This window comes from Citricoccus sp. I39-566 (assembly GCF_031432995.1).
GTDB classification, from domain to species: domain Bacteria; phylum Actinomycetota; class Actinomycetes; order Actinomycetales; family Micrococcaceae; genus Citricoccus; species Citricoccus nitrophenolicus_A.
Genome location: NZ_CP133842.1, coordinates 3,389,177 through 3,412,006, shown reverse-complemented (window position 1 = coordinate 3,412,006; position 22,830 = coordinate 3,389,177). Strand labels below are relative to the sequence as shown.

22 protein-coding genes and 3 tRNA genes are annotated in these 22,830 nt (G+C 71.1%); 14 read left to right on the top strand and 11 right to left on the bottom strand.

Annotated features, from left to right (window positions below; all coding sequences use genetic code 11):
• On the bottom strand, nt 1-420 hold the full coding sequence (locus RE421_RS15700) for a hypothetical protein (RefSeq protein WP_309812163.1): 420 nt from the start codon (nt 418-420) through the stop codon (nt 1-3).
• Between the two features lie 275 nt (nt 421-695).
• Between RE421_RS15700 and RE421_RS15695 the strand changes: the two genes are divergently transcribed.
• The 5 genes from RE421_RS15695 (at nt 696) to htpX (ending at nt 5,225) form a co-directional block, all read left to right on the top strand.
• A complete protein-coding gene (locus RE421_RS15695) occupies nt 696-1,055 on the top strand; it encodes a hypothetical protein (protein ID WP_309812161.1) in 360 nt (119 codons plus the stop codon).
• A gap of 98 nt (nt 1,056-1,153) precedes the next feature.
• The gene (locus RE421_RS15690; RefSeq protein WP_309812157.1) at nt 1,154-1,453 is read left to right on the top strand and encodes a hypothetical protein; all 300 of its coding nucleotides are present in this window, start codon (nt 1,154-1,156) and stop codon (nt 1,451-1,453) included.
• A gap of 165 nt (nt 1,454-1,618) precedes the next feature.
• Nucleotides 1,619-3,022: an FAD-dependent oxidoreductase gene (locus RE421_RS15685; RefSeq protein ID WP_309812153.1), complete on the top strand. Its 1,404-nt coding sequence runs from the start codon at nt 1,619-1,621 to the stop codon at nt 3,020-3,022.
• Nucleotides 3,023-3,029: 7 nt separating this feature from the next.
• Nucleotides 3,030-4,337 carry an MFS transporter gene (locus RE421_RS15680; RefSeq protein ID WP_309812150.1) on the top strand — a complete coding sequence of 436 codons (1,308 nt, stop codon included), beginning with the start codon at nt 3,030-3,032 and terminating at the stop codon, nt 4,335-4,337.
• Between the two features lie 18 nt (nt 4,338-4,355).
• Entirely contained in the window at nt 4,356-5,225 is an 870-nt protein-coding gene (gene htpX, locus RE421_RS15675; protein ID WP_309812147.1) for a zinc metalloprotease HtpX, read from the top strand.
• Between the two features lie 10 nt (nt 5,226-5,235).
• On the opposite strand, the gene RE421_RS15670 is transcribed toward htpX, so the two are convergent.
• Together RE421_RS15670 and RE421_RS15665 are read right to left on the bottom strand one after the other, a co-directional pair.
• Nucleotides 5,236-5,718 carry a hypothetical protein gene (locus RE421_RS15670; protein WP_309812144.1) on the bottom strand — a complete coding sequence of 161 codons (483 nt, stop codon included), beginning with the start codon at nt 5,716-5,718 and terminating at the stop codon, nt 5,236-5,238.
• A gap of 8 nt (nt 5,719-5,726) precedes the next feature.
• The gene (locus RE421_RS15665; RefSeq protein WP_309812141.1) at nt 5,727-6,215 is read right to left on the bottom strand and encodes a YajQ family cyclic di-GMP-binding protein; all 489 of its coding nucleotides are present in this window, start codon (nt 6,213-6,215) and stop codon (nt 5,727-5,729) included.
• Nucleotides 6,216-6,383: 168 nt separating this feature from the next.
• Between RE421_RS15665 and RE421_RS15660 the strand changes: the two genes are divergently transcribed.
• A tRNA-Tyr gene (locus RE421_RS15660) sits at nt 6,384-6,465 on the top strand.
• 66 nt (nt 6,466-6,531) lie between these two features.
• Here RE421_RS15660 and RE421_RS15655 read toward each other — a convergent pair.
• The gene (locus RE421_RS15655) at nt 6,532-7,413 is read right to left on the bottom strand and encodes an NADP-dependent oxidoreductase (protein ID WP_309812139.1); all 882 of its coding nucleotides are present in this window, start codon (nt 7,411-7,413) and stop codon (nt 6,532-6,534) included.
• A gap of 133 nt (nt 7,414-7,546) precedes the next feature.
• Entirely contained in the window at nt 7,547-7,936 is a 390-nt protein-coding gene (locus tag RE421_RS15650; RefSeq protein WP_309812136.1) for a hypothetical protein, read from the bottom strand.
• A 322-nt stretch (nt 7,937-8,258) separates the two neighbouring features.
• Between RE421_RS15650 and RE421_RS15645 the strand changes: the two genes are divergently transcribed.
• Nucleotides 8,259-8,633 (top strand): thioredoxin family protein, encoded by a 375-nt coding sequence (locus RE421_RS15645; protein ID WP_309812133.1) that lies wholly within the window; start codon nt 8,259-8,261, stop codon nt 8,631-8,633.
• 39 nt (nt 8,634-8,672) lie between these two features.
• On the opposite strand, the gene RE421_RS15640 is transcribed toward RE421_RS15645, so the two are convergent.
• Nucleotides 8,673-9,659, bottom strand: a complete 987-nt coding sequence (locus RE421_RS15640; RefSeq protein ID WP_309812129.1) for a 3-methyladenine DNA glycosylase — start codon at nt 9,657-9,659, stop codon at nt 8,673-8,675.
• Between the two features lie 112 nt (nt 9,660-9,771).
• Here RE421_RS15640 and RE421_RS15635 point away from each other — a divergent pair, with 112 nt between their 5' ends.
• Together RE421_RS15635 and RE421_RS15630 are read left to right on the top strand one after the other, a co-directional pair.
• On the top strand, nt 9,772-11,259 hold the full coding sequence (locus RE421_RS15635; RefSeq protein ID WP_309817470.1) for a cystathionine beta-synthase: 1,488 nt from the start codon (nt 9,772-9,774) through the stop codon (nt 11,257-11,259).
• Between the two features lie 35 nt (nt 11,260-11,294).
• Nucleotides 11,295-12,539 carry a cystathionine gamma-synthase gene (locus RE421_RS15630; RefSeq protein WP_309812126.1) on the top strand — a complete coding sequence of 415 codons (1,245 nt, stop codon included), beginning with the start codon at nt 11,295-11,297 and terminating at the stop codon, nt 12,537-12,539.
• Here RE421_RS15630 and RE421_RS15625 read toward each other — a convergent pair.
• From RE421_RS15625 to RE421_RS15610, 4 genes are read right to left on the bottom strand one after another with little or no spacing between them, the layout of a single operon-like run.
• On the bottom strand, nt 12,536-13,315 hold the full coding sequence (locus RE421_RS15625; protein ID WP_309812122.1) for a sulfite exporter TauE/SafE family protein: 780 nt from the start codon (nt 13,313-13,315) through the stop codon (nt 12,536-12,538). The two genes, RE421_RS15630 and RE421_RS15625, sit on opposite strands and share 4 nt — an antisense overlap.
• Nucleotides 13,316-13,349: 34 nt before the next feature.
• Nucleotides 13,350-14,852, bottom strand: coding sequence for a carboxyl transferase domain-containing protein (locus RE421_RS15620; RefSeq protein ID WP_309812120.1), 1,503 nt, complete (start codon nt 14,850-14,852; stop codon nt 13,350-13,352).
• A complete protein-coding gene (locus RE421_RS15615; protein ID WP_309812116.1) occupies nt 14,852-16,096 on the bottom strand; it encodes a CoA transferase in 1,245 nt (414 codons plus the stop codon). Before RE421_RS15615 ends, RE421_RS15620 begins: the two co-directional genes overlap by 1 nt.
• 56 nt (nt 16,097-16,152) lie before the next feature.
• Nucleotides 16,153-17,517, bottom strand: coding sequence for an SLC13 family permease (locus RE421_RS15610; protein WP_309812114.1), 1,365 nt, complete (start codon nt 17,515-17,517; stop codon nt 16,153-16,155).
• Nucleotides 17,518-17,642: 125 nt separating this feature from the next.
• Here RE421_RS15610 and RE421_RS15605 point away from each other — a divergent pair, with 125 nt between their 5' ends.
• Both RE421_RS15605 and RE421_RS15600 read left to right on the top strand, forming a co-directional pair.
• Nucleotides 17,643-18,368: a FadR/GntR family transcriptional regulator gene (locus tag RE421_RS15605; protein ID WP_309817467.1), complete on the top strand. Its 726-nt coding sequence runs from the start codon at nt 17,643-17,645 to the stop codon at nt 18,366-18,368.
• A gap of 49 nt (nt 18,369-18,417) precedes the next feature.
• Complete coding sequence (locus tag RE421_RS15600) at nt 18,418-19,674, top strand: amidohydrolase (RefSeq protein ID WP_396134530.1); 1,257 nt, start codon at nt 18,418-18,420, stop codon at nt 19,672-19,674.
• A gap of 33 nt (nt 19,675-19,707) precedes the next feature.
• Here the strand turns inward: RE421_RS15600 and RE421_RS15595 are convergent, their stop codons facing one another.
• The gene (locus tag RE421_RS15595) at nt 19,708-20,295 is read right to left on the bottom strand and encodes a hypothetical protein (protein WP_309812111.1); all 588 of its coding nucleotides are present in this window, start codon (nt 20,293-20,295) and stop codon (nt 19,708-19,710) included.
• Between the two features lie 344 nt (nt 20,296-20,639).
• Between RE421_RS15595 and RE421_RS15590 the strand changes: the two genes are divergently transcribed.
• The 3 genes from RE421_RS15590 (at nt 20,640) to RE421_RS15580 (ending at nt 22,794) form a co-directional block, all read left to right on the top strand.
• Nucleotides 20,640-22,526, top strand: coding sequence for a DEAD/DEAH box helicase (locus tag RE421_RS15590; RefSeq protein ID WP_309812108.1), 1,887 nt, complete (start codon nt 20,640-20,642; stop codon nt 22,524-22,526).
• A gap of 67 nt (nt 22,527-22,593) precedes the next feature.
• Nucleotides 22,594-22,665: transfer RNA gene (locus RE421_RS15585), tRNA-Thr, on the top strand.
• Nucleotides 22,666-22,720: 55 nt separating this feature from the next.
• A tRNA-Met gene (locus RE421_RS15580) sits at nt 22,721-22,794 on the top strand.
• Nucleotides 22,795-22,830: the final 36 nt, after the last annotated feature.

Sequence of the window (22,830 nt, the reverse complement as noted above, 5' to 3'; positions counted from 1 at the left end):
TCAGGACCTCCAGGGGGTCGGCTGCAGGGCGGCGGACGGGGGCTGGGCCGCGGCGGGCAGCGAGGCCAGGAGGGAGGTCGCGGCGGGGGAGGTCTCCGGGGCGCCCTGCGGCTGCCCCTGTTCCCGCTCCTGTTGCTCGCGCTCCTGCTCCATCTGCTGGCGCTCCAGCTCCTGCTGTTCCTGCTGCTGTTCGCGTTCGTTGCGGTCGTTGATGTAGTTGGTGAGGATGTTGATGACGAAGGAGAGCGCCACGCAGAAGGCGCAGATCAGGGCCGCGATGATCAGGCCGTAGACGAAGGAGTTGGTCCGTTCCTTCCAGCGCCGCTCCGTGGGATTCCGCCCGAACAGGAACGAGGCGCTGAGGCGGTGGCGCCGTACCTCGACCGACTCGATGAGCTGCGAGTCGAAATCCATGGCCATGGCTGCTGTCCCCCCTTGCACCGGTAAACCCCGGACCGTCCTCCATTCGGCACATCGGCGCCGTGACCTCCCTCATCATTCCAGCATTCGGGCGGTGGCGGAAACGACGGCGCCGGGCCCCGATGGGGAGTTCTCCCCATCGGATCCGGTTGACCGGAGTCTGTCCGAGGCAGAACTATGGAGTCATCGGGCCGACGGGTTGCCGCACAGGGCATGCGTCGGGCACACCAACCACGGACCATCGGTCCGAACCTGATCACCACAAGGGGATGAACATGGCAAAGCTTGAACTCACCGAAGGCCTTGAGACATTCGAGAAGGCCGCCCGGGACTCCGGGGATTCCGGAGAACTGCTCGTCATCGAGGTCCAGAACCTTGAGAACGCCGTGGTGTCGCTGAAGGAGACCTTCAAGGGCGCCGGTGCCACCGCCTACTCGAACTTCATGGTCAAGGTCAATGAGTGCCAGGGAACCCTGGTGGAGGCGCTGTCCATGATCAACGTCGGCCAGGGCGAGCTGTACAAGGCGTACAGCACCTCCGAGGAGACCACGGTGAGCGATGCCGATGCCGCCGGTGGCGACAACCTCGAACTGTCCTGGGGCGGCGCCAGCGGTGGCGGCGGCTCCATGGCCTGACTCGTCTTCCACCTCCGGTCAGCGCGGCGTCGCTCGCCGGCCACCCATCCACCCCAGACATCTTTCCCGGGACAGCCGGGCGCCGAAAGGACTAGACCATGGTTATCAAGTATGACGAGGGAGCATCCGCCGCCTACGAGTGGGAGGTCGGTCAGATCGCCGACCGCATCGAGGGCATCCTCGGGGACCGCGAGCAGCAGAAGGCCTACGTGGAGGAGAACTACGACGCCACGAACACGTCGGAGGACCTCTCCGCCGTGGAGACCAAGTGGCTGAACGCCTGCGAGCAGGTCCGTGACCTGGTCCGCGAGGCCAAGGCGCTTATGGAGAAGAACGACGTCACGGCCGCTGAGGCCGCTCGCGCCGCCGGTGCCGCCGTCGGCGGCATGGGTGGCTGAGCGCGGCTGACGCCGCGACGCAGCGTGCAGGGGGCCGGCCCACAGGGGGCGGCCCCCTGTTTTCGTGTATTCCATCACGTGGGCCGTGCGTATTCCCGGTACGCCGGTAGAATGGGTCGCTGGCGGGTCCCCCGCCCCTGATGCCCCCACGTGATTGGACGACCAGTGACCGCTGCCCCCGACCGCCCCCTCCGCCTCGCCATCATCGGTGCCGGCCCGGCCGGCGTGTACACGGCGGACCTGTTGACCAAGGCCGAGCGGGACTTCGAGGTCAGCATCGACCTCTTCGACCGCTACCCGGCCCCGTACGGGCTGATCCGCTACGGGGTGGCCCCGGACCACCCGCGGATCAAGGGCATCGTCAAGGCCCTGCACAAGGTCATGGACCGCGGGGACATCCGCTTCCTGGGCGGCGTGGACTTCGGCCGGGACCTCACGCTGGAGGACCTGCGCGAGCACTATGACGCGATCGTCTTCTCCACGGGCGCCATCAAGGACGCCGCGCTGGACATCCCGGGCGCTGACCTGGAGGGGTCCTTCGGTGGCGCCGACTTCGTCTCCTGGTATGACGGCCACCCGGACGTGGCGCGCGAGTGGCCGCTGACGGCCCGGGAGGTCGCGGTGATCGGCAACGGCAACGTGGCCCTGGACGTGGCCCGGATGCTCTCCAAGCACGCCGACGACCTGCTGGTGACCGAGATCCCGGAGAACGTCTACGCCGGGCTCAAGGCCTCTCCCGTCACGGACGTGCACGTCTTCGGCCGCCGCGGCCCCGCCCAGGTGAAGTTCACCCCGCTGGAGCTGCGCGAGCTGGCGCACTCGAAGGACGTGGACCTGGTGCTCTACCCGGAGGACTTCGAGTTCGACGCCGCCTCGGAGGAGGCGGCCGCCTCGAACAACCAGATCAAGACCATGGTCGGCACGCTGACCAATTGGCTGGTGGAGGAGCAGGACACCGGCGCCTCCCGCCGGCTGCACCTGCACTTCCTGCAGCAGCCCGTGGAGATCCTGGGCGAGGACGGCAAGGTGGCCGGGCTGCGGATGGAGCGCATGGAGCTGGATGGCACCGGCAACGTGAAGGGCACCGGGGAGTTCACGGACTACCCGGTCCAGGCCGTCTACCGCGCCATCGGCTACCACGGCTCCGAGGTGCCCGGGCTCGCCTATGACGAGCGCCGGGGTGTCATCCCCAACGACGCCGGCCGCGTCCTGGGTGCCGACGGCGCCCCGGTGCCCGGGCTGTACGCCTCCGGCTGGATCAAGCGCGGCCCGGTGGGCCTGATCGGCCACACCAAGGGCGACGCGCTGGAGACCATCGGCTGCCTGCTGGAGGACCAGCCGCAGCTGTGGACCGCACGGAACCCGGACGAGCAGGCGGTCCTGAACCTGTTGGAGTCCCGCGGCATCGACTACACCACGTGGGAGGGCTGGCTGGCCCTCGACGAGCACGAGCTGGCCCTGGGCGCCGAGGCCACCGGCTCCGGGCCCGTGGCCCGCGAGCGCGTCAAGGTGGTGCCGCGTGAGGACATGACCCGCATCAGCCGCGGCGTGTTCTCGCACCAGGGCTAGTCCGGCGGTGCCCCGCCTCCTCGCCGATCTCACCCCGCTGAGGGTCAGCCCCGCCTACCGCCGGCTGTGGATCGGCAACTCGCTGTCGGCGATCGGCACCCAGCTGACCCTGGTGGCGGTCAGCCTCGAGGTCTTCCACCTCACGGGCTCCTCGCTGGCGGTCGGGATGCTGGGGCTCTTCGCGCTGGTCCCGCTCGTGGTGGCCGGGCTGTACGGCGGTGCGGTGGCGGACCATGTGGACCGGCGGAAGCTGGCCCTCGGCTCCTCGTCCGTGCTGTGGCTGACCACCGTGTTGATCGCGGCCCACGCCTGGCTGGGGATCGAGAGCGTCTGGGTGCTGTACACCCTGGTGGCGGTGCACTCCGGGGCCTCCGGCATCAACCAGCCCACCCGCGGTGCCATCATCCCCGCGCTGGTGGGGACCAAACTGCTGCCGGCCGCCAACGCCCTGAACATGATGACGTTCTCGGTGGCCATGATGGTCGGCCCGCTGGTCGCCGGGGTGCTCGTGGCCGGCGTGGGCTACGCGTGGACCTACTCGGTGGACGTGGTGACGTTCCTGGCCGCCCTCTACGCCGTGTGGCGGCTGCCCGCCCTGCCCCCGCAGCGCGATCCGGAGGCGCCGGAGCGGCCCCGGCGCGTGGGCTGGCGGTCCGTGGTCGAGGGCTTCACATTCCTGTCCTCCCGGCCCAACCTGCGGATGACCTTCCTGGCGGACATCGTGGCCATGGCCACCGCCTTTCCGCGGGCCCTGCTGCCCGCGATCGGCGCCGTGGTCGGTTCCTCGGTGCTGGGAGGCGGCGAGGCCGCCGTCGGGATCCTGCTGGCCGCCATGGCGCTGGGGGCCTTCCTGACAGGCCTGTTCTCCGGGCCGCTGACCCGGATCGTGCGGCACGGGGTGGCCGTGTACGCCTCGATCCTCGGCTGGGGACTCTCGGTGGCGGGCTTCGGCGTGGTGGTCCTGCTCGCCTCCCGTGCCGCTGCCGCCGGGGTGGACCCGGGCCCCTACCTCTGGCCGGCCGCGGGATGCCTCGCCCTGGCCGGCTGCGCGGACTCGGTCTCCTCCGTGTTCCGCAACACCATCCTGCAGACGGCCACCCCGGATCACCTGCGCGGGCGGCTGCAGGGGGTGTTCATCGTGGTGGTGGCCGGCGGGCCCCGGGTGGGGGAGATGCTCACCGGCGGGGCGGCGGAGCTGCTCACGGAGCCGGTGACCCTGATCGCCGGCGGGCTGCTGTGCGTGCTTGGGGTGAGCGCCCTGATGCGCTGGCAGCCCGGCTTCCTGCGGTACGACGCGCGGCATCCGGTCCCGTAGGCGCATTAGGCTGAGGGCATGACCCGGCACCACAACGGCTTGAAGACGACGCTCCTGTTCGCGGGCCTGTTCGCGGTCCTGCTGGCCATCGGCGGGGTGATCGCCGCCGGGACGGGCCGGGCGATGTGGATCGGGGTCTTCGCCGTGATCGGCGTGGGCACCACCGCCTACAGCTACTGGAACAGTGACAAGATCGCCATCCGGTCCATGCGCGCCTACCCGGTGACGGAGATGGAGCAGCCGGAGATGTACCGGATCGTGGCGGAGCTGTCCCAGGCCGCCAACCAGCCGATGCCCCGGCTCTACGTGGCGCCCACCGCGTCCCCCAACGCGTTCGCCACGGGGCGCAACCCGCAGCACGCGGCCGTGTGCTGCACGGAGGGGATCCTGAGGATCCTGAACGCCCGTGAGCTGCGCGGGGTGCTGGGCCACGAGCTGATGCACGTGTACAACCGGGACATCCTGACGTCCTCGGTGGCCGCCGCGGTGGCCGGGGTGATCACCTCGGTGGCCCAGTTCATGATGTTCTTCGGGGCCGGCCGCGGCAACCGCGGGGGCAACCCGCTGGCGATGATCGCCCTGGCGATCCTGGCCCCGCTCGCCGCGTCCCTGATCCAGATGTCCATCTCCCGCACCCGCGAGTATGACGCGGACGAGGACGGCGCCCAGCTGACGGGGGATCCGCTCGCGCTGGCCTCGGCCCTCTACAAGCTGCAGAACGGCATCCGGGCGGCGCCGCTGCCGGACGAGCAGCGGCTGCAGAACACGGCCCACCTGATGATCGCCAACCCCTTCAAGAACGTGCGGAACATGTTCTCCACGCACCCGCCGATGGCCGAGCGGGTCAAGCGCCTCGAGGGCATGGCACGCCAGCTGGGGCAGGGCTGAGCCCGGGGGGTCAGGAGGCGGGGACGAGCCCGCCGGCACGCTCCCAGGCCCGGGTCAGCCGGTCCTTGACCGGCGCCTCGAGCAGTTCCTCCGCGGCCTCCTCCGCGCGCCGGATCGACCCGGCGGCGGCCTGGCGGGCCTCCTCGGCGATGGCCCGTTGCCGGCGGTGCCAGTCCCGGTCCTCGTGCCGGGGCTCCGCGGCGATCGACTGCAGCTGGGCGGCGATCCGGTTCTGGTTGCGCTCGGCGGCGCGCAGCCGCTCGGGCTCCAGCACCTGGTCGATGAACCCCCCATGCACCACGAGCCCGATCCCGGCATCGACCCCGTGCCGCAGGGCCACCGCCAGCACCTTCTCCGGCGAGATGCCGCTTGGGGGCTGGGTCACCCACGGCTGCCGGGCCAGGGGGCGGCCCCGCCGGGCGTCCACGAGGGCGTCCCCGAGCCCGGCGTCCAGGGTGCTGACGATGCCGTCGGGGGTGATCAGATAGAGCATGGCGGTCCTCAGCGGAAGTTGATGAACTGCAGGTCGGCGTCCTCGAAGTCCTTGAGCAGCGCGATGGTCGCCTGCAGGTCATCGCGGGACTTGGAGGAGACACGCAGTTCGTCGCCCTGGATGGTGGCCTTGACGGACTTGGCCCCCTCGTCCCGGATCAGCTTGGTGATCTTCTTCGCCGTCGGCTGGTCGATGCCCTCCTTGATGCTGGCCTCCAGGCGGTACTCCTTGCCGGAGGGGTAGGGCTCACCGGTCTCGAGGGACTTCAGGGAGATGTTGCGCTTGACGAGCTTGGACTGGAAGACGTCCAGGACGGCCTTGACGCGTTCCTCGGAGGCAGCCTTCATCAGGATGGACTCGCCGCTGAAGTCGACCTCCGCGCCGACGCCCTTGAAGTCGTAGCGCTGGGCGATCTCCTTCTGTGCCTGGTTCAGGGCGTTGCTGACTTCCTGCTTGTCAACCTTGCTGACCACATCAAACGTTGAATCGCTGGCCATGGCTCCTCTTCGGGTCGTGCGGGGTGGTTCCCTCTCGCGGACAGCCTACCGGTGGGAGGCCGGGGGCCGCAGGTGGCCGATTCGAAATCTCGGCCCGGCTCCGCTAAAGTGAGGTGTCGCCGACCGAACGGACTGGTTCAGACCAGCCCCGCACGGGAGGTGGGCCTCGGCAGATTACCCGAGCGGCCAAAGGGGGCTGACTGTAAATCAGCTGGCATTGCCTTCACTGGTTCGAATCCAGTATCTGCCACACCGGGAAAGCCGCGGGAGTCATCGACTCCCGCGGCTTTCTGCTGTGCTGTGCTCGGGTGACCGGTCAGAACGTCAGGACCAGTCGGCCGCGGACACCCCCGGCCTCCAGCCTGCGGTGGGCCTCCGGGGCCTGTTCGGCGGGCAGCGCCTCCGCCACGCGCAGGCTCACCGCGCCGTCCTCCGCCTGTTGCCGGAGCGTATCCAGCTTCTGCCGTTCGCGGGCGTAGTGCGCGACCAGGATCGGCTGGAACCTGACCCCGCGGTCGCCCGGCTCGTCGTAGCCGCGAATGGTGACCACGGTGCCGCCCTCGCGGACGGCGGGGGCGACGGCGTCGTGCATCATCGCTCCGTCGACGACGCCGTCCACGCCGTCGGGGAACCGCTCCCGGACGCGGTCGGCGAACTCCTCGCCGCGGGCCAGCACGACGTCGGCGCCGAGCCCGGACACGAGATCCCGGTCCTTCTCGGCCGCGTCGGCCACGACCGTCAGCCCCTCCGCCGCCGCCAGCTGGACCGCGTACCCGCCCAGGGCACCGGCCGCCCCGGTGACGGCGAGGACGCTGCCGGGCGCCAGGCCGAGGGTGTCCAGGGCCAACCGGGCGGTGAGGCCGTTCATGGGCAGGGTGCTGGCCTCCGCGGGGCCGCTGCCGCGGGGTGCCGCGGTCACCGACTCGGCGGGCAGCACGACCTGTTCCGCGTAGGCGCCGTGGGTGCCGCGCGGCACGACGATGGCCATGACCGCGTCCCCCACCCGCAGGTCGGTCTCGGTGCCGGGCCCGATCTCCTCCAGCACTCCGGCGACGTCCATCCCCGGGACCAGCGGGCGGGACTGCCCGGAGGTGTCGCGCTGACCGGCCCGCAGGATGGTGTCGGTGGGATTCACGGCGGCCGCCTGCACGCGGATCCGCAGCTCGCCTTCCCCCGGTGTCGGCTCGGGGAGGTCCACGGTGTGCAGGACCTCCGGTGTTCCGTGTTCGTGTAGTCCTATGGCTCGCATGTCCCACGTAACGGGACCGGCCAGTGGACTATTCCGTCGGTGCCACGCCACGTCACCTCGTGTCACGCGGTGTCACCCGAAGTCACGCGGCGGCGGGCAGGGGCAACAGGTCCCAGATGGTGCAGTAGGCGCGGTCCGGTGCGCCCATGACCGCCTGGTAGTAGGCCCACGCCCAGGCGGGGGCGCCGTTGGAATCGGGAGGCGCCAGCGGGCAGGTGCCGGGATTCAGCCACCGGCCCTCCGCGCAGATGAAGTCGAGGTGCTCGGCCACGGAGGCGTCCCGGGGCGGCCGCAGGGAGTCCTTGAGGTCCTCGGCGAGCGCCACCCCGTAGAGTTCCGTGGCCTCGGTGTCCACCACCAGGCCGCAGTCCCGTTCGAAGGCGTGCACCCATTCGAGGGATTCACGCAGGGCCTGTTCCGGCTCGTCCTGCTCCACCACCACCATGAGGGTGGCGCGCCGGCCGGGGGCCATCCGACCCGGGTCGGCCGGACCGTGCTTGGCACGCGGCGGCGGGAGACGGCGTGGCGGCTGGTGTGCGGGCGGGTGAGGGACCTCGTGCGTCATCGGATGCTCCTGGTGTGGTGTCGCGTGTGTCGCGTGCTGTCTCGGCCGGCGGGGCGGCCCCGGCGGGGGACTGGTGCACCCGAGGCTAGGAACGCGGACCGGCCCCGCATCAGGGGGCCGGGTGCCCGGGGTGGGCGACGCGCGGGGGAGGTGTTCGCTGTGGAGTGAAGGACGGGCCAGCTGTGGATCCCGCCTTCGCGGCCCGCTCCCCGGCCGTTAGGGTGGGTCCATGGCTACCACTGAGATCACCGAAGCCGGTTTCGAGCAGACCCTGACCGAGAACGACATTGTCTTCGTCGACTTCTGGGCTGGCTGGTGCGGACCGTGCAAGCAGTTCGCCCCGGTCTACGAGGAGGTCTCCGGGGAGCACCCGGACGTCGTGTTCGGCAAGGTGGACACTGAGGCCGAGCGCGGCCTGGCCTCGGCCGCCAACATCACCTCGATCCCGACCCTGATGGCCTTCCGGGACCAGGTCCTGGTCTTCGCCCAGCCCGGCGCCATCAACGCCTCCCAGCTGCAGGAGCTCGTCACCGCGGTGAAGTCCCTGGACATGGACGAGGTCCGCGAGAAGCTGGCCGGCAACCAGAACCCGGACCAGAACTAGCCCCAGCCACCAGCCCCAGCCGCCAGCACCAGTCCCGCGCTACCGCCGCCGGTGGTCCGCCGGCGCCAGCCGCGGGCCGAAGCGGCTGTACCGGTACCCGGAGAGCCCGATGAGGCGGACCACGCGCTGCCGGTGGCCGGCCCAGGGCTCCAGCAGCCGCAGCATCCCGGCGTCGTCGGTGCGCCGGCCCGAGAGGACCTCGCCCACGTGGTGCGCCAGGTGGTAGTCGCCGACCGCCACGGTGTCCGGGGCCCCATGGGTCCGCTGCACCGTCTCCGCGGCGGTCCACACCCCGATCCCCGGCAGCGTGGTCAGCGTGTCCACCACCTCGTCCACGCCCCGGTCCCCGAGCCGTTCCAGGGCCGTGGCCCGCTCGGCCACCCGCAGCAGGGCCCTGGACTGCGCCGGCTGCACCCAGCCGGCGTGCCACTGCCAGCTGGGGATGCGCCGCACCGCCTCGGCGGTCGGCGGCAGCAGCATCCCCTCGGGTGCCGGGGCCGGGGCGGGCTCACCGTGGCTCCGCACGAGCCACCGCCAGCCCGCCCGGGCCTGGTCGTGGGTGACCTTCTGCTCCAGGACCACCATGAACAGCTGGTCCACCATCCGCCCGGTGGCGGGCAGCCGCAGCCCGGGGTGCGCGCGCCGGGCCCGGCGCACGGCGTGCGGCAGCGCCGCCCCGCCGGGTTCCCCGGCCCCCTCCGGGACGAGCCCCGTGTCGAAGGCCGACCAGTCGTCGTCGAGCCCCAGCAGCCGGTGTGCGCCGGCCACCGCCGCCCGCGCCCCCGGCCCCCACGCCAGCACCGGCACCGGCCCGGCCACCAGGGCGGAGGGGGCCGGCCTCACGAGCAGCGTCACGGGGTCGCCGGTGCCCGGGACCCGGAAGCACAGCCAGACCCCGTCCGGCCGGGACTGCACGGTCGGATCCGCGTGGCCGCGCTGCAGCACCCCGAGGGTCAGCCGCACGTCCACCGGCACCCCGGGGGTGAGCACCACGGAGGCGTCGGGGGTGGGCAGCGAGTTCAGCACCGCACCATTCTCCCCCTGATCCCGGCCCGCCCCGGCGGTCACGCGGATTCATGCTCTTGGCGCGCCACTGCGCCCCGGCGGTAGCGTGGGGGCCATGACAGATCACCACGGCATGAACTACGCCGAGAACGTCCTCGGCCTCATCGGCAACACACCGCTGGTGAAGCTGAACCGGGTCACCGAAGGGATCAAGGCCACCATCCTGGTCAAGCCCGAATACCTGAACCCCGGCGGCTCGGTGAAGGACCGCATCGCCCTGAAGATGATCGAGAACGCCGAGGCCGAGGGCAAGCTCTCCGCCGGCGGCACCGTGGTGGAGCCGACCTCCGGCAACACCGGCGTCGGCCTGGCCATGGTCGCCCAGCTGAAGGGCTACCGTTCGGTGTTCGTCACCCCGGACAAGGTCGGCCAGGAGAAGCGCGACGTCCTGAAGGCCTACGGCGCCGAGGTGGTGGTCACCAAGACCTCCGTGCCCCCGGAGTCGGAAGAGTCCTACTACGGCGTCGCCAACCGCCTCGAACGGGACATCCCCGGTGCCTACCAGCCGAACCAGTTCTTCAACCCCTCCGCCCCGGAATCCCACTACGAGACCACCGGCCCGGAGATCTGGCAGGACACGGCCGGGCGGCTCACCCACTTCGTCGTCGGCGCGGGTACCGGCGGCACCGTGACAGGTACCGGCCGGTACCTCAAGGAGGTCTCGGCCGACCGCGCCGGCGGCCCCGTCCGGATCGTCGTCGCCGACCCGGACGGCTCCATCTACTCGGGCGGCACCGGGCGGCCCTACTTCGTCGAAGGCGTGGGCGAGGACATGATGCCCGGCAACTACGACCCGTCCGTCCCCGATGAGGTGATCGCCGTCGACGACGAGGCCTCCTTCGCCATGACCCGCCGCCTGGCCGCCGAGGAGGGACTGCTCGTGGGCGGGTCCTCGGGGATGGCCGTCGCCGCAGGGCTCCAGGCGGCACAGGACCTCGGCGAGGACGACGTCATGGTCATCCTGTTGCCGGACTCCGGCCGCGGCTACCTCGCCAAGATCTTCAACGACCGGTGGATGGACGAGCAGGGATTCACGAACGCCCCCGCCACCTCGGTGCTGCCCGAGGGCACGGTGGCCGAGGCCGCCGCTCCGGTCGGGGCCGGTCCCGCCGCCTCGGAGGACCGCGACGGGACCGGTGGCTGGGACAGCACGGTCGGCGACCTGCTGGCGGACAAGACCTCCCTGCTGCCCGGGACCCTGCCGGACGTGGTCACCGCGCCGAAGGACGCCACCTTGGCCGAGGCGATCTCCACCATGAACCGCTATGGCGTGGACGCCCTGCCGGTCGTCAACGCCCCGCGGGACGACCTGCGCGTCGGGGAGATCCTCGGATCCGTGGACGTCGCCACCCTGAGCGAGCTGCTGGCCTCCGGGCGGGCAGCCCCGGCCGACTCCGTGTTCGACCACGTCGGGGCCCCGCTGCCCAAGGTCAACGTCGACGCCGACCTGATCGCCGCCCGCGAGGCGCTGCGCTCCGCGCCCGCCGTGATGGCCACCCACCATGGGGTGGTCGCCGGCATCGTCACCCTGCACGACCTCCTGGCCCGCGTGGCCCGATAGCCCGCTGGCCCGATCATCCGCCGAAAGGATCCATCATGACCGAACGCGCCGCAGAGCCCGACGAGACCGTCCAGACCGACCAGCCCGCCCAGACGGACGGGCGCGATGACGTACTGCGTCCCCTGACCGGATTCAACACCCGCGCCATCCATGCGGGACAGGCCTTCGAGCCGGTCACCGGTGCCGTGGTGCCGCCCGTGCACTTCTCCACCACCTACGCCCCGGAGTCCGTGGGCCGACTGCGCCGGGGCTACGACTACGGCCGCGGCACCAACCCGACACGGGACTCCCTCCAGGACCAGCTCGCGGCCCTGGAGGGCGGCGTCGACGGCGGCGCTCGCGCCTTCACCTTCGGCTCCGGCCTGGCCGCGGAGAACGCCCTGATCCACGCAGTCGCCGGCCCTGGCGCCCACATCGTCATGGGCAACGATGTCTACGGCGGCACCTACCGCCTCATCAACAAGATCCTCGGTCCCTGGGGCGTCGGCCACACCGTGGTGGACATGGCCGACGTCTCCGCCGTCGAGCAGGCCCTGGCCGCCTCGAAGGCCGGCATCCTGTGGCTCGAGACCCCGTCCAACCCGATGATGAAGATCTCGGACATCGCCGCGCTCGCCGGTGCGGCGCACGCCGCCGGCGCGCTGCTGGTGGTGGACAACACCTTCGCGACGCCGTACCTGCAGCTGCCGCTGGAACTGGGCGCCGACGTCGTGGTCCATTCCACGACCAAGTACATCGGCGGGCACTCCGACGTGATCGGGGGCGCCGTGGTGGTCAACGACCCGGAGATCGCCGACCAGGTCCAGTTCCAGCAATTCGCCGCCGGCGCCGTCAACGGCCCGATGGACGCCTATCTGACCACCCGCGGGCTCAAGACCCTCGGCGTACGCATGGACCGGCACAACGCCAACGCCGCCACCATCGCCCAGCACCTGCAGGACGTCCCGGGCGTGGAGCGCGTGCTCTACCCGGGCCTGCCGGACCACCCGGGGCACGAGCTCGCGGCGCGGCAGATGCGCGGCTTCGGCGGCATGGTCTCGGTGCAGTTCACCGGCGGGGCGGCCGCCGCGAAGCAGGTGGCCGAGACCACGCGGCTGTTCCAGCTGGCGGAGTCCCTGGGCGGCATCGAGTCGCTCATGAACTACCCGGCCGAGATGACGCACGCCTCCGTGGCCGGCACCGAGCTGGCCGTGCCGGACAACCTGGTGCGCCTGTCTGTGGGCATCGAGGACGTGGCGGACCTCATCGACGATCTGGACCGTGCCATCGCCTCGCTCTAGGCCGTCACGAGGAGCTGGATCGAGACCACGTAGCCGAAGAGGACCACGAGGACCCGGAAGACCGGTCCGGGCAGCCGCCGTCCGATGATGGCGCCGAGCCAGCCGCCGACCACCGAGCCGACGGCGAGCAGCGCGACCGCGGGCCAGTCGACCGGGGCGATCCAGACGAAGATCAGCGTGGCCACGACGTTGGCCGAGAGCACCGCGACGTTCTTCAGGGCGTTGACGGTCTGGAGCCGCTCCCGCAGTCCCAAGGCGAGGAAGGCCACCAGCATCACCCCCTGGCCCGCGCCGAAGTAGCCCCCGTAGACGCCGATGACCGCTGACACCCAGGCGAGCGGCGCCGGCAGGCCGGGGTGGGCGTCGCGGGGCGCCTCACCGCGGCGCAGTGCGCGACGCCGCAGCCCGCCCGAGATCAGCGGCTGCACGCCCACCAGGGTGGCGGCCAGCAGGATCAGCCAGGGGGCCAACCGGGAGAAGGCCTCCGAGGGCAGTCCGAGGAGGAGCACCGCGCCGCCCACGGCACCGATCGCCGTGGTGGCGGCGACGCCGATGACGAGGCGCCGCTTGCCCACGAGTTCGTGCCGGTAGCCCCAGGTTCCGGAGATGTTGCCCGGAACCAGTCCGATGGTGTTGGACACGTTGGCCACCACGGGCGGCAGGCCGACGGCCAGGAGGATGGGGAAGGTCACCAGCGAACCCGCCCCGATGGCCGTGATGACGATCCCGCCACCGAGTCCCGCGGCGAGGACCGCCAGTGCGGTCAACGGATCCATCTCTCACGCCCCTTCGCTGGTCGTCCGGTCCAGTTCACCACCCCAGCCGGTGGAACCTGACGGCCCGCCGCTCGAGCCGGACCGTGTCGGGGACGGACGCCGCCCGGGACAGCTCATACTCGATGGCTGACGCCATGGAGCGGCAGAAGGCGTCCGGGTCCACGTGGGCCGGAGGGCTCTCGGGCACGATGTGGTCCACCAGCCCGATGCGGTACAGCGCGGCCACGTCGACCTCCTGGTCGTTCGCCAGTTCTGCGGCGTGCAGGGTGTCCCGATGCATGATCGCGCTGGCCCCCTCGGGCGGGAGGGGGGAGAGCCACGCGTGCTCGGCCGCGATGACCCGGTCCGCGGGCAGCAGGGCCAGGGCTCCGCCGCCCGCCCCCTGTCCCCAGAGGACGGAGACGCTGGGGACCTCGAGGCCGAGGAGGCCGGCGAGGGTCCGGGCGATCTCGCCGGCCAGTCCGCCCTCCTCGGCCTCCCGCGACAATTCCGCGCCGGCCGTGTCGATCACCGTGAGCAGGGGCAGGCGGAGCTCCTGGGCCAGCTGGACGCCCCGCCGGGCCTGGCGCAGGGAGGCCGGGCCCATCTCCCGGCCCCCGGGACGTGGCCGCTGGTGTCCCACGACGACGCACGACCGGGTGCCGAAGCGGGCCAGGGCGAGCGTCAGTCCCGGATCGGCCTCGCCCTGCCCCGTGCCGTGCAGGACCACGGCGTCCTCGGCGCCCTCGGCCAGCAGGTGCCGAAGATCGGGCCGTGCGGGCCGGCGGGACTCCTCGATGGACGTCCACGCGGGGCTGGTGCCGGGCGTGGCCTCGGCACTGACCGGAACCGGTGGGGAGCCGTCCCGCGGTGCCGGAGCGACGATGCCCAGGACCCGGTCGAGGAGTTCCGGGAGGTCCTCCGGGGTGGCGACGCCGTCGATGAGGCCATGGTGGTAGAGGTTCTCGGCCGTCTGCACCCCGCGGGGGAACGGCTCTCCGTTGAGGGCCTCGAAGACCCGGGGGCCGAGGAAGCCGAGCAGGGCGCCGGGCTCGGCGAAGGTCGCGTGGCCCAGTGAGCCCCAGGAGGCCATCACCCCGCCCGTGGTGGGGTGACGGAGGTAGACCAGATAGGGCAGGCCGCTGTCCTTGTGCCGGCGGATGGCCTGCGTGATGTCCACCATGGAGAGGAACGCGGGCGCTCCCTCCTGCATCCTGGTGCCGCCGGAGGCGGGGCAGGCGAGCAGGGGGATGCCCTCGTCGGTGGCGCGCCTCACGGCATCGGTGATCCGCCGTGAGGCGGCACGGCCGATGGACCCCGCCAGGAAGCGGAACTCGGAGACGATCACGGCGACCCTCCGGCCGCGGAGCCGCCCCTCGCCGGTCAGGACGGACTCATCGGTGCCGCTCTTCAGCCGCGCGGCGTGCAGGTCCGCCGCATAGTCCGGGCTCGAGGGCGGCTGTTCCGCCGCCCGGTCCCAGGAGGAGAAGGTCCCCTCGTCCAGCACCAGCCGCAGAAGCTCCGCAGCGGTCCGTCGGGTGGTCAGGGCCGCGGACATCAGGACTGCACCTTCCTCACCCGGTCATGGCCCGCGGAGTCCAACCACGCACGGATGGACTCCGCATCCCCGTCCAGCAGCGGCGGGGCGCTGTGGGTGCGCCTGGTGGTCTCCCGCCCCGAGGCCGTCTCGAAGAACCGCAGGGGTGGTCCGGGCAGGTCGATCGGGCCCAGGACCGGATGGTCCACGCTGAGCCGCAGACCCTGGGACTCGACCTGATCCCAGGAGTAGACCTCATCGAGGGACCGCACCTTCCCGGCGGGGACGCCGGCCGCGTCCAGTCGCTCCAGCAGATCTGCGGGCGGGTGGGTGCTGAAGGCCTGCTCGATCACCTGGATGAGGCGGTCCCGGTGCTCCACCCGGTCCGCGTTCGTGGCGAAGTCCGGGTCCTCCGGATCGAGGCCGACGGTGGTGCAGAACGTCCTCCAGAGCCGCTCGTTGCCCACACTGATCTGCACGCTGCCGCCCTGGCAGCGGAACAGCCCGTAGGGGGCGATCGAGGGGTGGTGGTTGCCCTGGGCCTGCGGGACCTGCCCGGCCACGGTCTGGCGGGTCCCCTGGAAGGCGTGGACGCCGATCACCGCGGCGAGCAGCGAGGTCCTCACGACCTGCCCCTTCCCGGTCCGCTCGCGTTCCAGGAGCGCCGCCAGCAGGCCGTAGGCGCCGTACATGCCCGAGAGCAGGTCGGCAATCGGGACGCCCACGCGCTGGGGGTCCTCCGGTCCGGAGCCGGTGAGGGACATCAGTCCGGCCTCGCCCTGGACGATCTGGTCGTATCCGCTGCGGGTGGCCTCGGGGCCGTCATGGCCGAACCCGGTGATGGAGAGGATGACGAGCCGCGGGTTGATCTCGTGCAGGGTCTCCACCGAGAAGCCGAGCCGGTCCAGCACGCCGGTGCGGAAGTTCTCCAGGAGGGCATCGGAGCGTCGGATGAGATCGACCAGGGTGGACCGGCCGGCCTCGCTCTTGAGGTCCAGGGCGATGGACTCCTTGTTGCGGTTGCAGGAGAGGTAGTAGGTGGCCTGGGGGTCGTCCTCCGGGCCCACGAACGGCGGGCCCCAGGACCGGGTGTCATCGCCGGTGCCGGGGGTCTCGACCTTGATCACCCGGGCGCCGAGGTCGCCGAGCATCATGCCGGCGTGGGGCCCGGCCAGGGCTCTCGTCAGGTCGAGGACCACGTAGCCGCCGAGCGGTCCTGGGGACGGCTCGCGGTCCGGAGTCTGCGGGGGGTCGGTGACGGCCATGGTGCTCCTGTCCGGTGACTGGTCATGGATCGGTGCGGGCATCGATGAGTGTGGTCTCAGAGCCATCCGGGGACCACCAGGGTCGCCCAGGCGAGCACCGGGGCGGCGACGACGACGATCGCTCCGTAGGTGAGGATCTGCTTGTAGAAGCGGTCCGGGTCGGTTCCCTCCGGCGCATTCGCCAGGACGAGGGCGCCGTTGGTGGAGAACGGGGACACGTCCACCACGGTGGAGGCGACGGCCAGGGCGCAGACGACGCCGACGGCGCTGACCTCGCCCGAGTCGAGGAAGGGGATGGCCAGGGGGATCAGGGCGGCGAGGATGGCGGTCGAGGAGGCGAAGGCCGAGACGACGGCGCCGATGTAGCAGATCATGAGTGCCGCCAGGAGGGGCATGCCCATCTGGGCCACGCCGTCGGAGACGAACGTGATGGTCCCGGCCTCCTGGAGCGTGCCGACGAAGGTGAGCATGCCGCAGATCAGCAGGACGGTCGGCCAGCTGATCTTGTTGACCGCGCCCTTCTGGGCCTTCGGGGAGAGCAGCGCCAGGACCACGGCGATGGTGATGGACACGAAGCCGATGTCCAGCTTGAAGCCCAGGGCCACCACGGCCAGGGTGACGAGGCCGATCAGGGTGGCGACCTGGGGGAACGTGACGGTCTGCGAGGGGGAGGAGGACGGGCCGTCGCCGGCCGGGTCCCGGGGTCCGTAGGTGCCGCTGCCGGAGCCCTTGAAGTCGACGCCGGCCGCGCGGGCCCCGACGGAGGCGTTGAGTCGGGCGTCGGAGACGGATTCGGCGAAGTGCGCCACCCGCGTTCCCACCAGGCTCCGGCCGCCGAGGACGAGGAACAGCACGACGGCGATGACCGCGTTGAAGATCAGGGAACTGAGGAACAGCGCCAGGGGACTGAAATCGAATCCCGTGTCCACGATCAGGCCGTTGACGATCACGCCGTAGACGGCGATGGGGGAGAACCCGCCGGCCTGGGCGCCGTGGACGATCAGCATGCCCATCATCAGGGGGTTGATCTTGTACTTCGCGGCGAAGTTGAGCCCGATGGGCGCCATGATGGCCACCGCGGCCGGACCGAGGGCGCCCACCGCCGTGATGATCGCGGTGAGGGTGAACATGACCCAGGGGATCAGGGCCACCCGGTTGTCCACGAGTCTCACGGCCCGCCGCACCAGGAGGTCGATCGTGCCGTTGTTCTGGGCTATGGCGAAGAGGTAGGTGACACCCACGAGGGTCAGGAAGAGGCCCCCGGGGAAGTTGGCCATGATCTCATCGGCCTCCATCCCGAGGACCAGCGCCCCGAGGACGAAGGCGCCCACGAAGGCCAGCGCACCCATGTTGATGGGCAACACGGTGGCGAGGATGAACATGGCGGCCAGGATGATGATCGCGATGACGGGTTCTGACATGACAGTGCCTTCCGGGGTGAGCGTGACGTGGATCACTCTGCTAGTGGCCTAGCCTCCTAGACTCAGAGGGCGGCTGTCAATAGGGTGGGATGCACCCAGAGGTCGAGGACAGCGGGAGGTGGCGGATGGCCGGCCAGGACAAGGATCACCGGACGAGCCGGGTCACGCGGGCGCGGCTGTATGAGCAGCTGATGGAACGGATCCTGGACTTCGTGGATGCGGAGGACCTGAGACCGGGCGAGAGGCTGCCCCCGGAACGTGACCTCGCCGACCAGTTCGGTGTCTCGCGCGCGACGCTGGCACAGGCGCTGGTGGCCCTGGAGGTCCTCGGTGTCATCGATGTCCGCCATGGGACCGGCGCCGTCCTGGTGTACCGCCCGAACGCGACGACGCTGTTGCGGCAGCTCCGAGAGCACCGGAACCTGATGCCGGACATCGTGGAGGCCAGGAGCACGATCGAGGTCAAGCTCGCCGCCCTGGCGGCGGAACGCCGGACGACGGAGGACCTGGCGGAGATCGACGCGGCGATCGAGGCGATGGCCCGGGAGATCGACCGGGGCGATCGGGGGGTCGGCGGTGACGAGCGATTCCACGGAGCCATCACCCAGGCCGCCCACTCCGGTGTCCTCTCGCAGATGATGGACTTTTTGAGCGAGAGGATCCGGGAGACCCGCATCGAGTCCCTCGGCCAGCCCGGGCGTCCGCAGGTCTCCCTCGAGGCACACCGGGCCATCGCGGAGGGAATCCGGCGCGGGGATCCCCGCGAGGCCGCGGCGGCCATGGAGCGGCACATCGCCGTGGTCTCGGACGTGCCGCTGCTCCTCGATGCCGAGGGCCGGCCCGACGCCTGAGGGGCTGCGGCTCAGCGCAGGAGGCGGCGCACGCACGTAGGGTGGGAAGGTGACCATCGACACCATCATCACCGAAGAACCCTTCGCCCCTCCAGCCGCCGTCCTGGCCATCACGAACGCCCACGTGGTTCCCGTCACCGCAGAGGCCTTCAACGGCACGGTGCTCCTTGAGGGGGGCCGGATCTCCGCGCTCGGACCAGATGTGCAGGTGCCCCCCGGCGCCGAGGTGGTGGACGCCGCAGGTCAGTGGCTACTCCCGGGCTTCGTGGACGCGCACGTGCACTTGGGCATGCACCCGGAGGGCGAGGGCAGTGCCACCAGCGACGTGAATGAGATGACCAACCCGGTCATGGCCGGAGTGCGCGCCGTGGACGCGGTGGATCCCATGGACCCCGGTTTCGACGAGGCACTGGCCGGGGGCATCACCACCGTCAACGTCAATCCGGGCTCCGGCAATCCGATCGGCGGCCAGGCCGTGGCCATCCACACCCACGGCCGGTACATCGACGAGATGGTGTTGCGCGAGCCCTCGGGGGTGAAGTCGGCCCTGGGCGAGAACCCCAAGAGGGTCTATCAGGAGAAGGACCGGACACCCTCCACCCGGCTGGGCACGGCCCTGGTGATCCGGGAGGCGTTTCTGAAGGCCCGTCACTACCTGCAGCGGCTGGAGCAGGCGGAGGCCTCCGGCGGAGAACCCGTGGCGCGAGACCCGCACCTGGAAGCGCTGGCGCGGGTGCTGCGCCGGGAGATCCCCTGGCGCCAGCACTGCCACCGCACCGATGACGTCGCCACCGCCTTGCGCCTGGCCGAGGAGTTCGGCTACGAACTCGTCCTGGATCACGGCACTGAGGCCCACCCGCTGGCGGATGTGCTCGCCGAGCGGGGGGTGCCGGTGCTGATCGGCCCGCTGTTCACCTCCAAGTCCAAGGTCGAGTTGCGCGGGCGCAACATGGCCAATCCTGGCAAGCTCGCAGCCAGGGGAGTGGAGATCTCGATCATCACCGACCATCCCGTGGTGCCGATCAGCTTCCTCGTCACCCAGGCCACTCTTTCGGTCAAAGAGGGTCTGGATCCTCAGATCGCTCTGCGGGCCATCACCATCAACCCGGCAAAGGTTCTCGGGCTCGCGGAGCGGATCGGTTCCCTGGAGGAGGGCAAGGACGCCGACGTCGTGCTGTGGTCCGGTGACCCGCTGGACGTGATGCAGAGGGCACTGCGCGTGTGGATTGGTGGCCGGCAGGTCATGGAGTACGACGCAGGCTCCCGCCGCGCCGTCGTCGTCGATCGGCGGGCGGACTGGGCCTGACCCTGCGTCAGCTTCGCCGGGCCGTCACCCGGCTCACCGCAGGAACCGGCGCACGGCGGGCCACCACAGCAGCGCGGCGCCGGCCAGCAGCACGGCGGCCAGCGCGATCAGCGCGGGATGGCCGCGGACGATCAGCGGGATCCCGACGATCACGGCCACGCCCGTCAGCAGGCTGGCCGCGCTGCGCCGCGACCGTACCAGCTGCACGGTGCCGATGGCGCTGGCGAGGGCCAGCACCCCGGCCAGCCCCGCGAGGACGAACTGCCCCGTGGGGGTGGACTCCGGGGCGGCGGCGTCGAGTCCACCGGCGGCCCCGGCCGGGGCGTTGAGCCCGGCCAGGAGGAAGGCCACGGCGATCAGGGCGAAGACGGCGGTGGCCACGGCCCACCACCAGCGGGCGACCTTCAGGGTGGCGGGGGTGGCGGCCAGTCGCTCCGCCGCGGCTCGCCGCGCGGCGGCCGCCTCGGCCTCCTCGGCGGCCTGGCGCTCCGCCCGCTGGTCGGCCATTCGCCCCCGCTCGGCGCGGACGCGGTCGGCGTCCTGCCTCGAGGTGTCGAGGAAGGAGCGGGTGGCCTTTCCCGCGGCGCGGGCGAAACGGTGGTGTGGTTGATCCTCAGGCACGTGACGAGCCTAACGGCCCGTCCCGGCCGCAGGACCACCGTGATGCGATAGACTGGATGCACCATTCCGGTCAAATCCCCTGTATGCGTATGCAGTTGTGTGGCCCGTGTCCGGCAGAGTGCCGGCATCGCGGGCGGCCGGTCCCAAACCCCCTTCCGTTCCTCCGCTGTTGAGCTGTGCCGCCCGTGCGGCCGGGTCGCTACCGGAACCGGCAGGGTGGGGACCGCCAGGAGAAATGGAACGGGCGTGATGTTGGACCACGCCGCGGGGAGCACCGGAGAGCACCAATCCGATGCGTCGCGGCACCCAACCGGCCGCGATCACCGACCCCGTGAGGAATCACCGTGACTGATCACGCCCAGAATGACGACACCCAGACCGCGGAGACGCCGGCCGGCTCCGCCTTCGCGGACCTCGGGATCGACGGCCGCGTGCTCGCCGCCGTCTCCGACCTCGGCTACGAGACCCCCTCGCCGATCCAGGCCGAGACCATCCCGCTGCTGCTGAGCGGCCGCGACGTGGTGGGCCTGGCCCAGACCGGCACCGGCAAGACCGCCGCGTTCGCCATCCCGGCCCTGTCCCGACTGGCCGAGACCGCGGACGTCTCCGGGCCGGCGTCGTCCCCCCAGATCCTGGTCCTGGCCCCCACCCGCGAACTGGCCCTGCAGGTGGCCGAGGCCTTCACCTCCTACGCCAAGCACATCAAGGGCGTCACCGTGCTGCCCGTGTACGGCGGCGCCCCGTACGGCCCGCAGCTCTCCGGCCTGCGCCGTGGCGCCCAGGTGGTGGTGGGCACCCCTGGCCGCGTCATCGACCACCTGTCCAAGGGGTCGCTGGACCTGTCCGACCTGCAGTACATGGTCCTGGACGAGGCCGACGAGATGCTGCGCATGGGCTTCGCCGAGGAGGTGGACCAGATCCTGGCCGCCACCCCGGAGGGCAAGCAGACCGCCCTGTTCTCGGCCACCATGCCGCGCGCCATCCAGCGGATCTCCGGCAAGTACCTCAACGACCCCGTCGAGGTCACCGTGGCCGCGAAGAACACCACGGCCGGCAACATCCGCCAGCGCTTCATGCAGGTCACCCACCAGTGGAAGCTCGAGGCGATGACCCGCATCCTCGAGACCGAGGAGCACGACGGCGTGATCGCCTTCGTCCGCACCCGCAACGCCACCGAGGAGCTCACCACCAAGCTCAACGCCCGGGGCTTCCGCGCCGCCGCCATCTCCGGTGACATCGCGCAGAACCAGCGGGAGAAGACCGTGGAGAACCTGCGCGCCGGCCGGGTGGACATCCTGGTGGCCACGGACGTGGCCGCCCGCGGCCTGGACGTGGAACGCATCAGCCACGTCTTCAACTACGACATCCCGCATGACACGGAGTCCTACGTGCACCGCATCGGCCGCACCGGCCGTGCGGGACGCTCGGGCAACGCCGTGCTGTTCATGACGCCGCGGGAGAAGTACCTGCTGCGCGCCATCGAGAAGGCCACCCGCCAGACCGTGGAACAGATGCCCATGCCGTCCGTGGCGGACGTCAACAAGACCCGCATGGGCCGCTTCAGCGCCCAGATCACCGAGACCCTCTCCGCGGGCGACCTGGACGTCTTCCGCGAGCTCATCGACTCCTACGTGGGCGAGAACGACGTCACCGCCGAGGACGTGGCCGCGGCCCTGGCCAAGATGGCCCAGGGCGGCCGGCCGCTGCTGACCGAGGAGCAGGACATGCCCCCGGCCCGGATGGACCGCGGCGGCCGGGACGACCGCTCCGAGCGGGACGGCCGCGGCTCCCGCGGGCCGCAGCGCGGACCGGCCGAGGGCAACGCCACCTACCGCATCTCCCTGGGGCGGCAGGACCGCGTGCAGCCGGGCAACATCGTGGGCGCGCTGGCCAACGAGGCCGGGTTGCGCTCCAACCAGATCGGCCACATCGACATCCGCTCCAACCACTCCCTCGTGGAGCTGCCCGCGGACCTGACGGGCCAGCAGTGGGATGCCCTGGGCAACACCACCATCAACGGCCGGCCGATCGAGATCCAGAAGGACACCGGACGCCCGACCCGCTCCGAGCGCGAGGGCAAGCCCTTCCGCTCCGGCGGCGGCGGATACCAGGGCAAGGCCGGCGGCTTCAAGGGCGGTTCCGGCGGCTACAAGGGCGGAAAGGGCGGCTCCGGCGGCTACAAGGGCGGCGGGAAGAAGTCCTTCGACAAGCCCTCGCGGGACCGCTACTGACCGGTTCTGACGTGGAACGGCCTCGATTTCATTTGTGTGGGGATCGCTGGTAGAGTTTCACGTCGTTGCCCCGATAGCTCAGTGGTAGAGCGCAGTCTTGGTAAGACTGAGGTCCCGGGATCGATTCCCGGTCGGGGCTCTGAATGAGAGCCCGTGCGTTGCGAGATGTCGCGGCACGGGCATACTCATCTCATGGCGGCGTAGCTCAGCTGGTTAGAGCGCACGACTCATAATCGTGAGGTCGGGGGATCGAGTCCCCCCGCCGCTACGGAACAGGACCTGGACCCCCGCGGGGCCGGGTCCT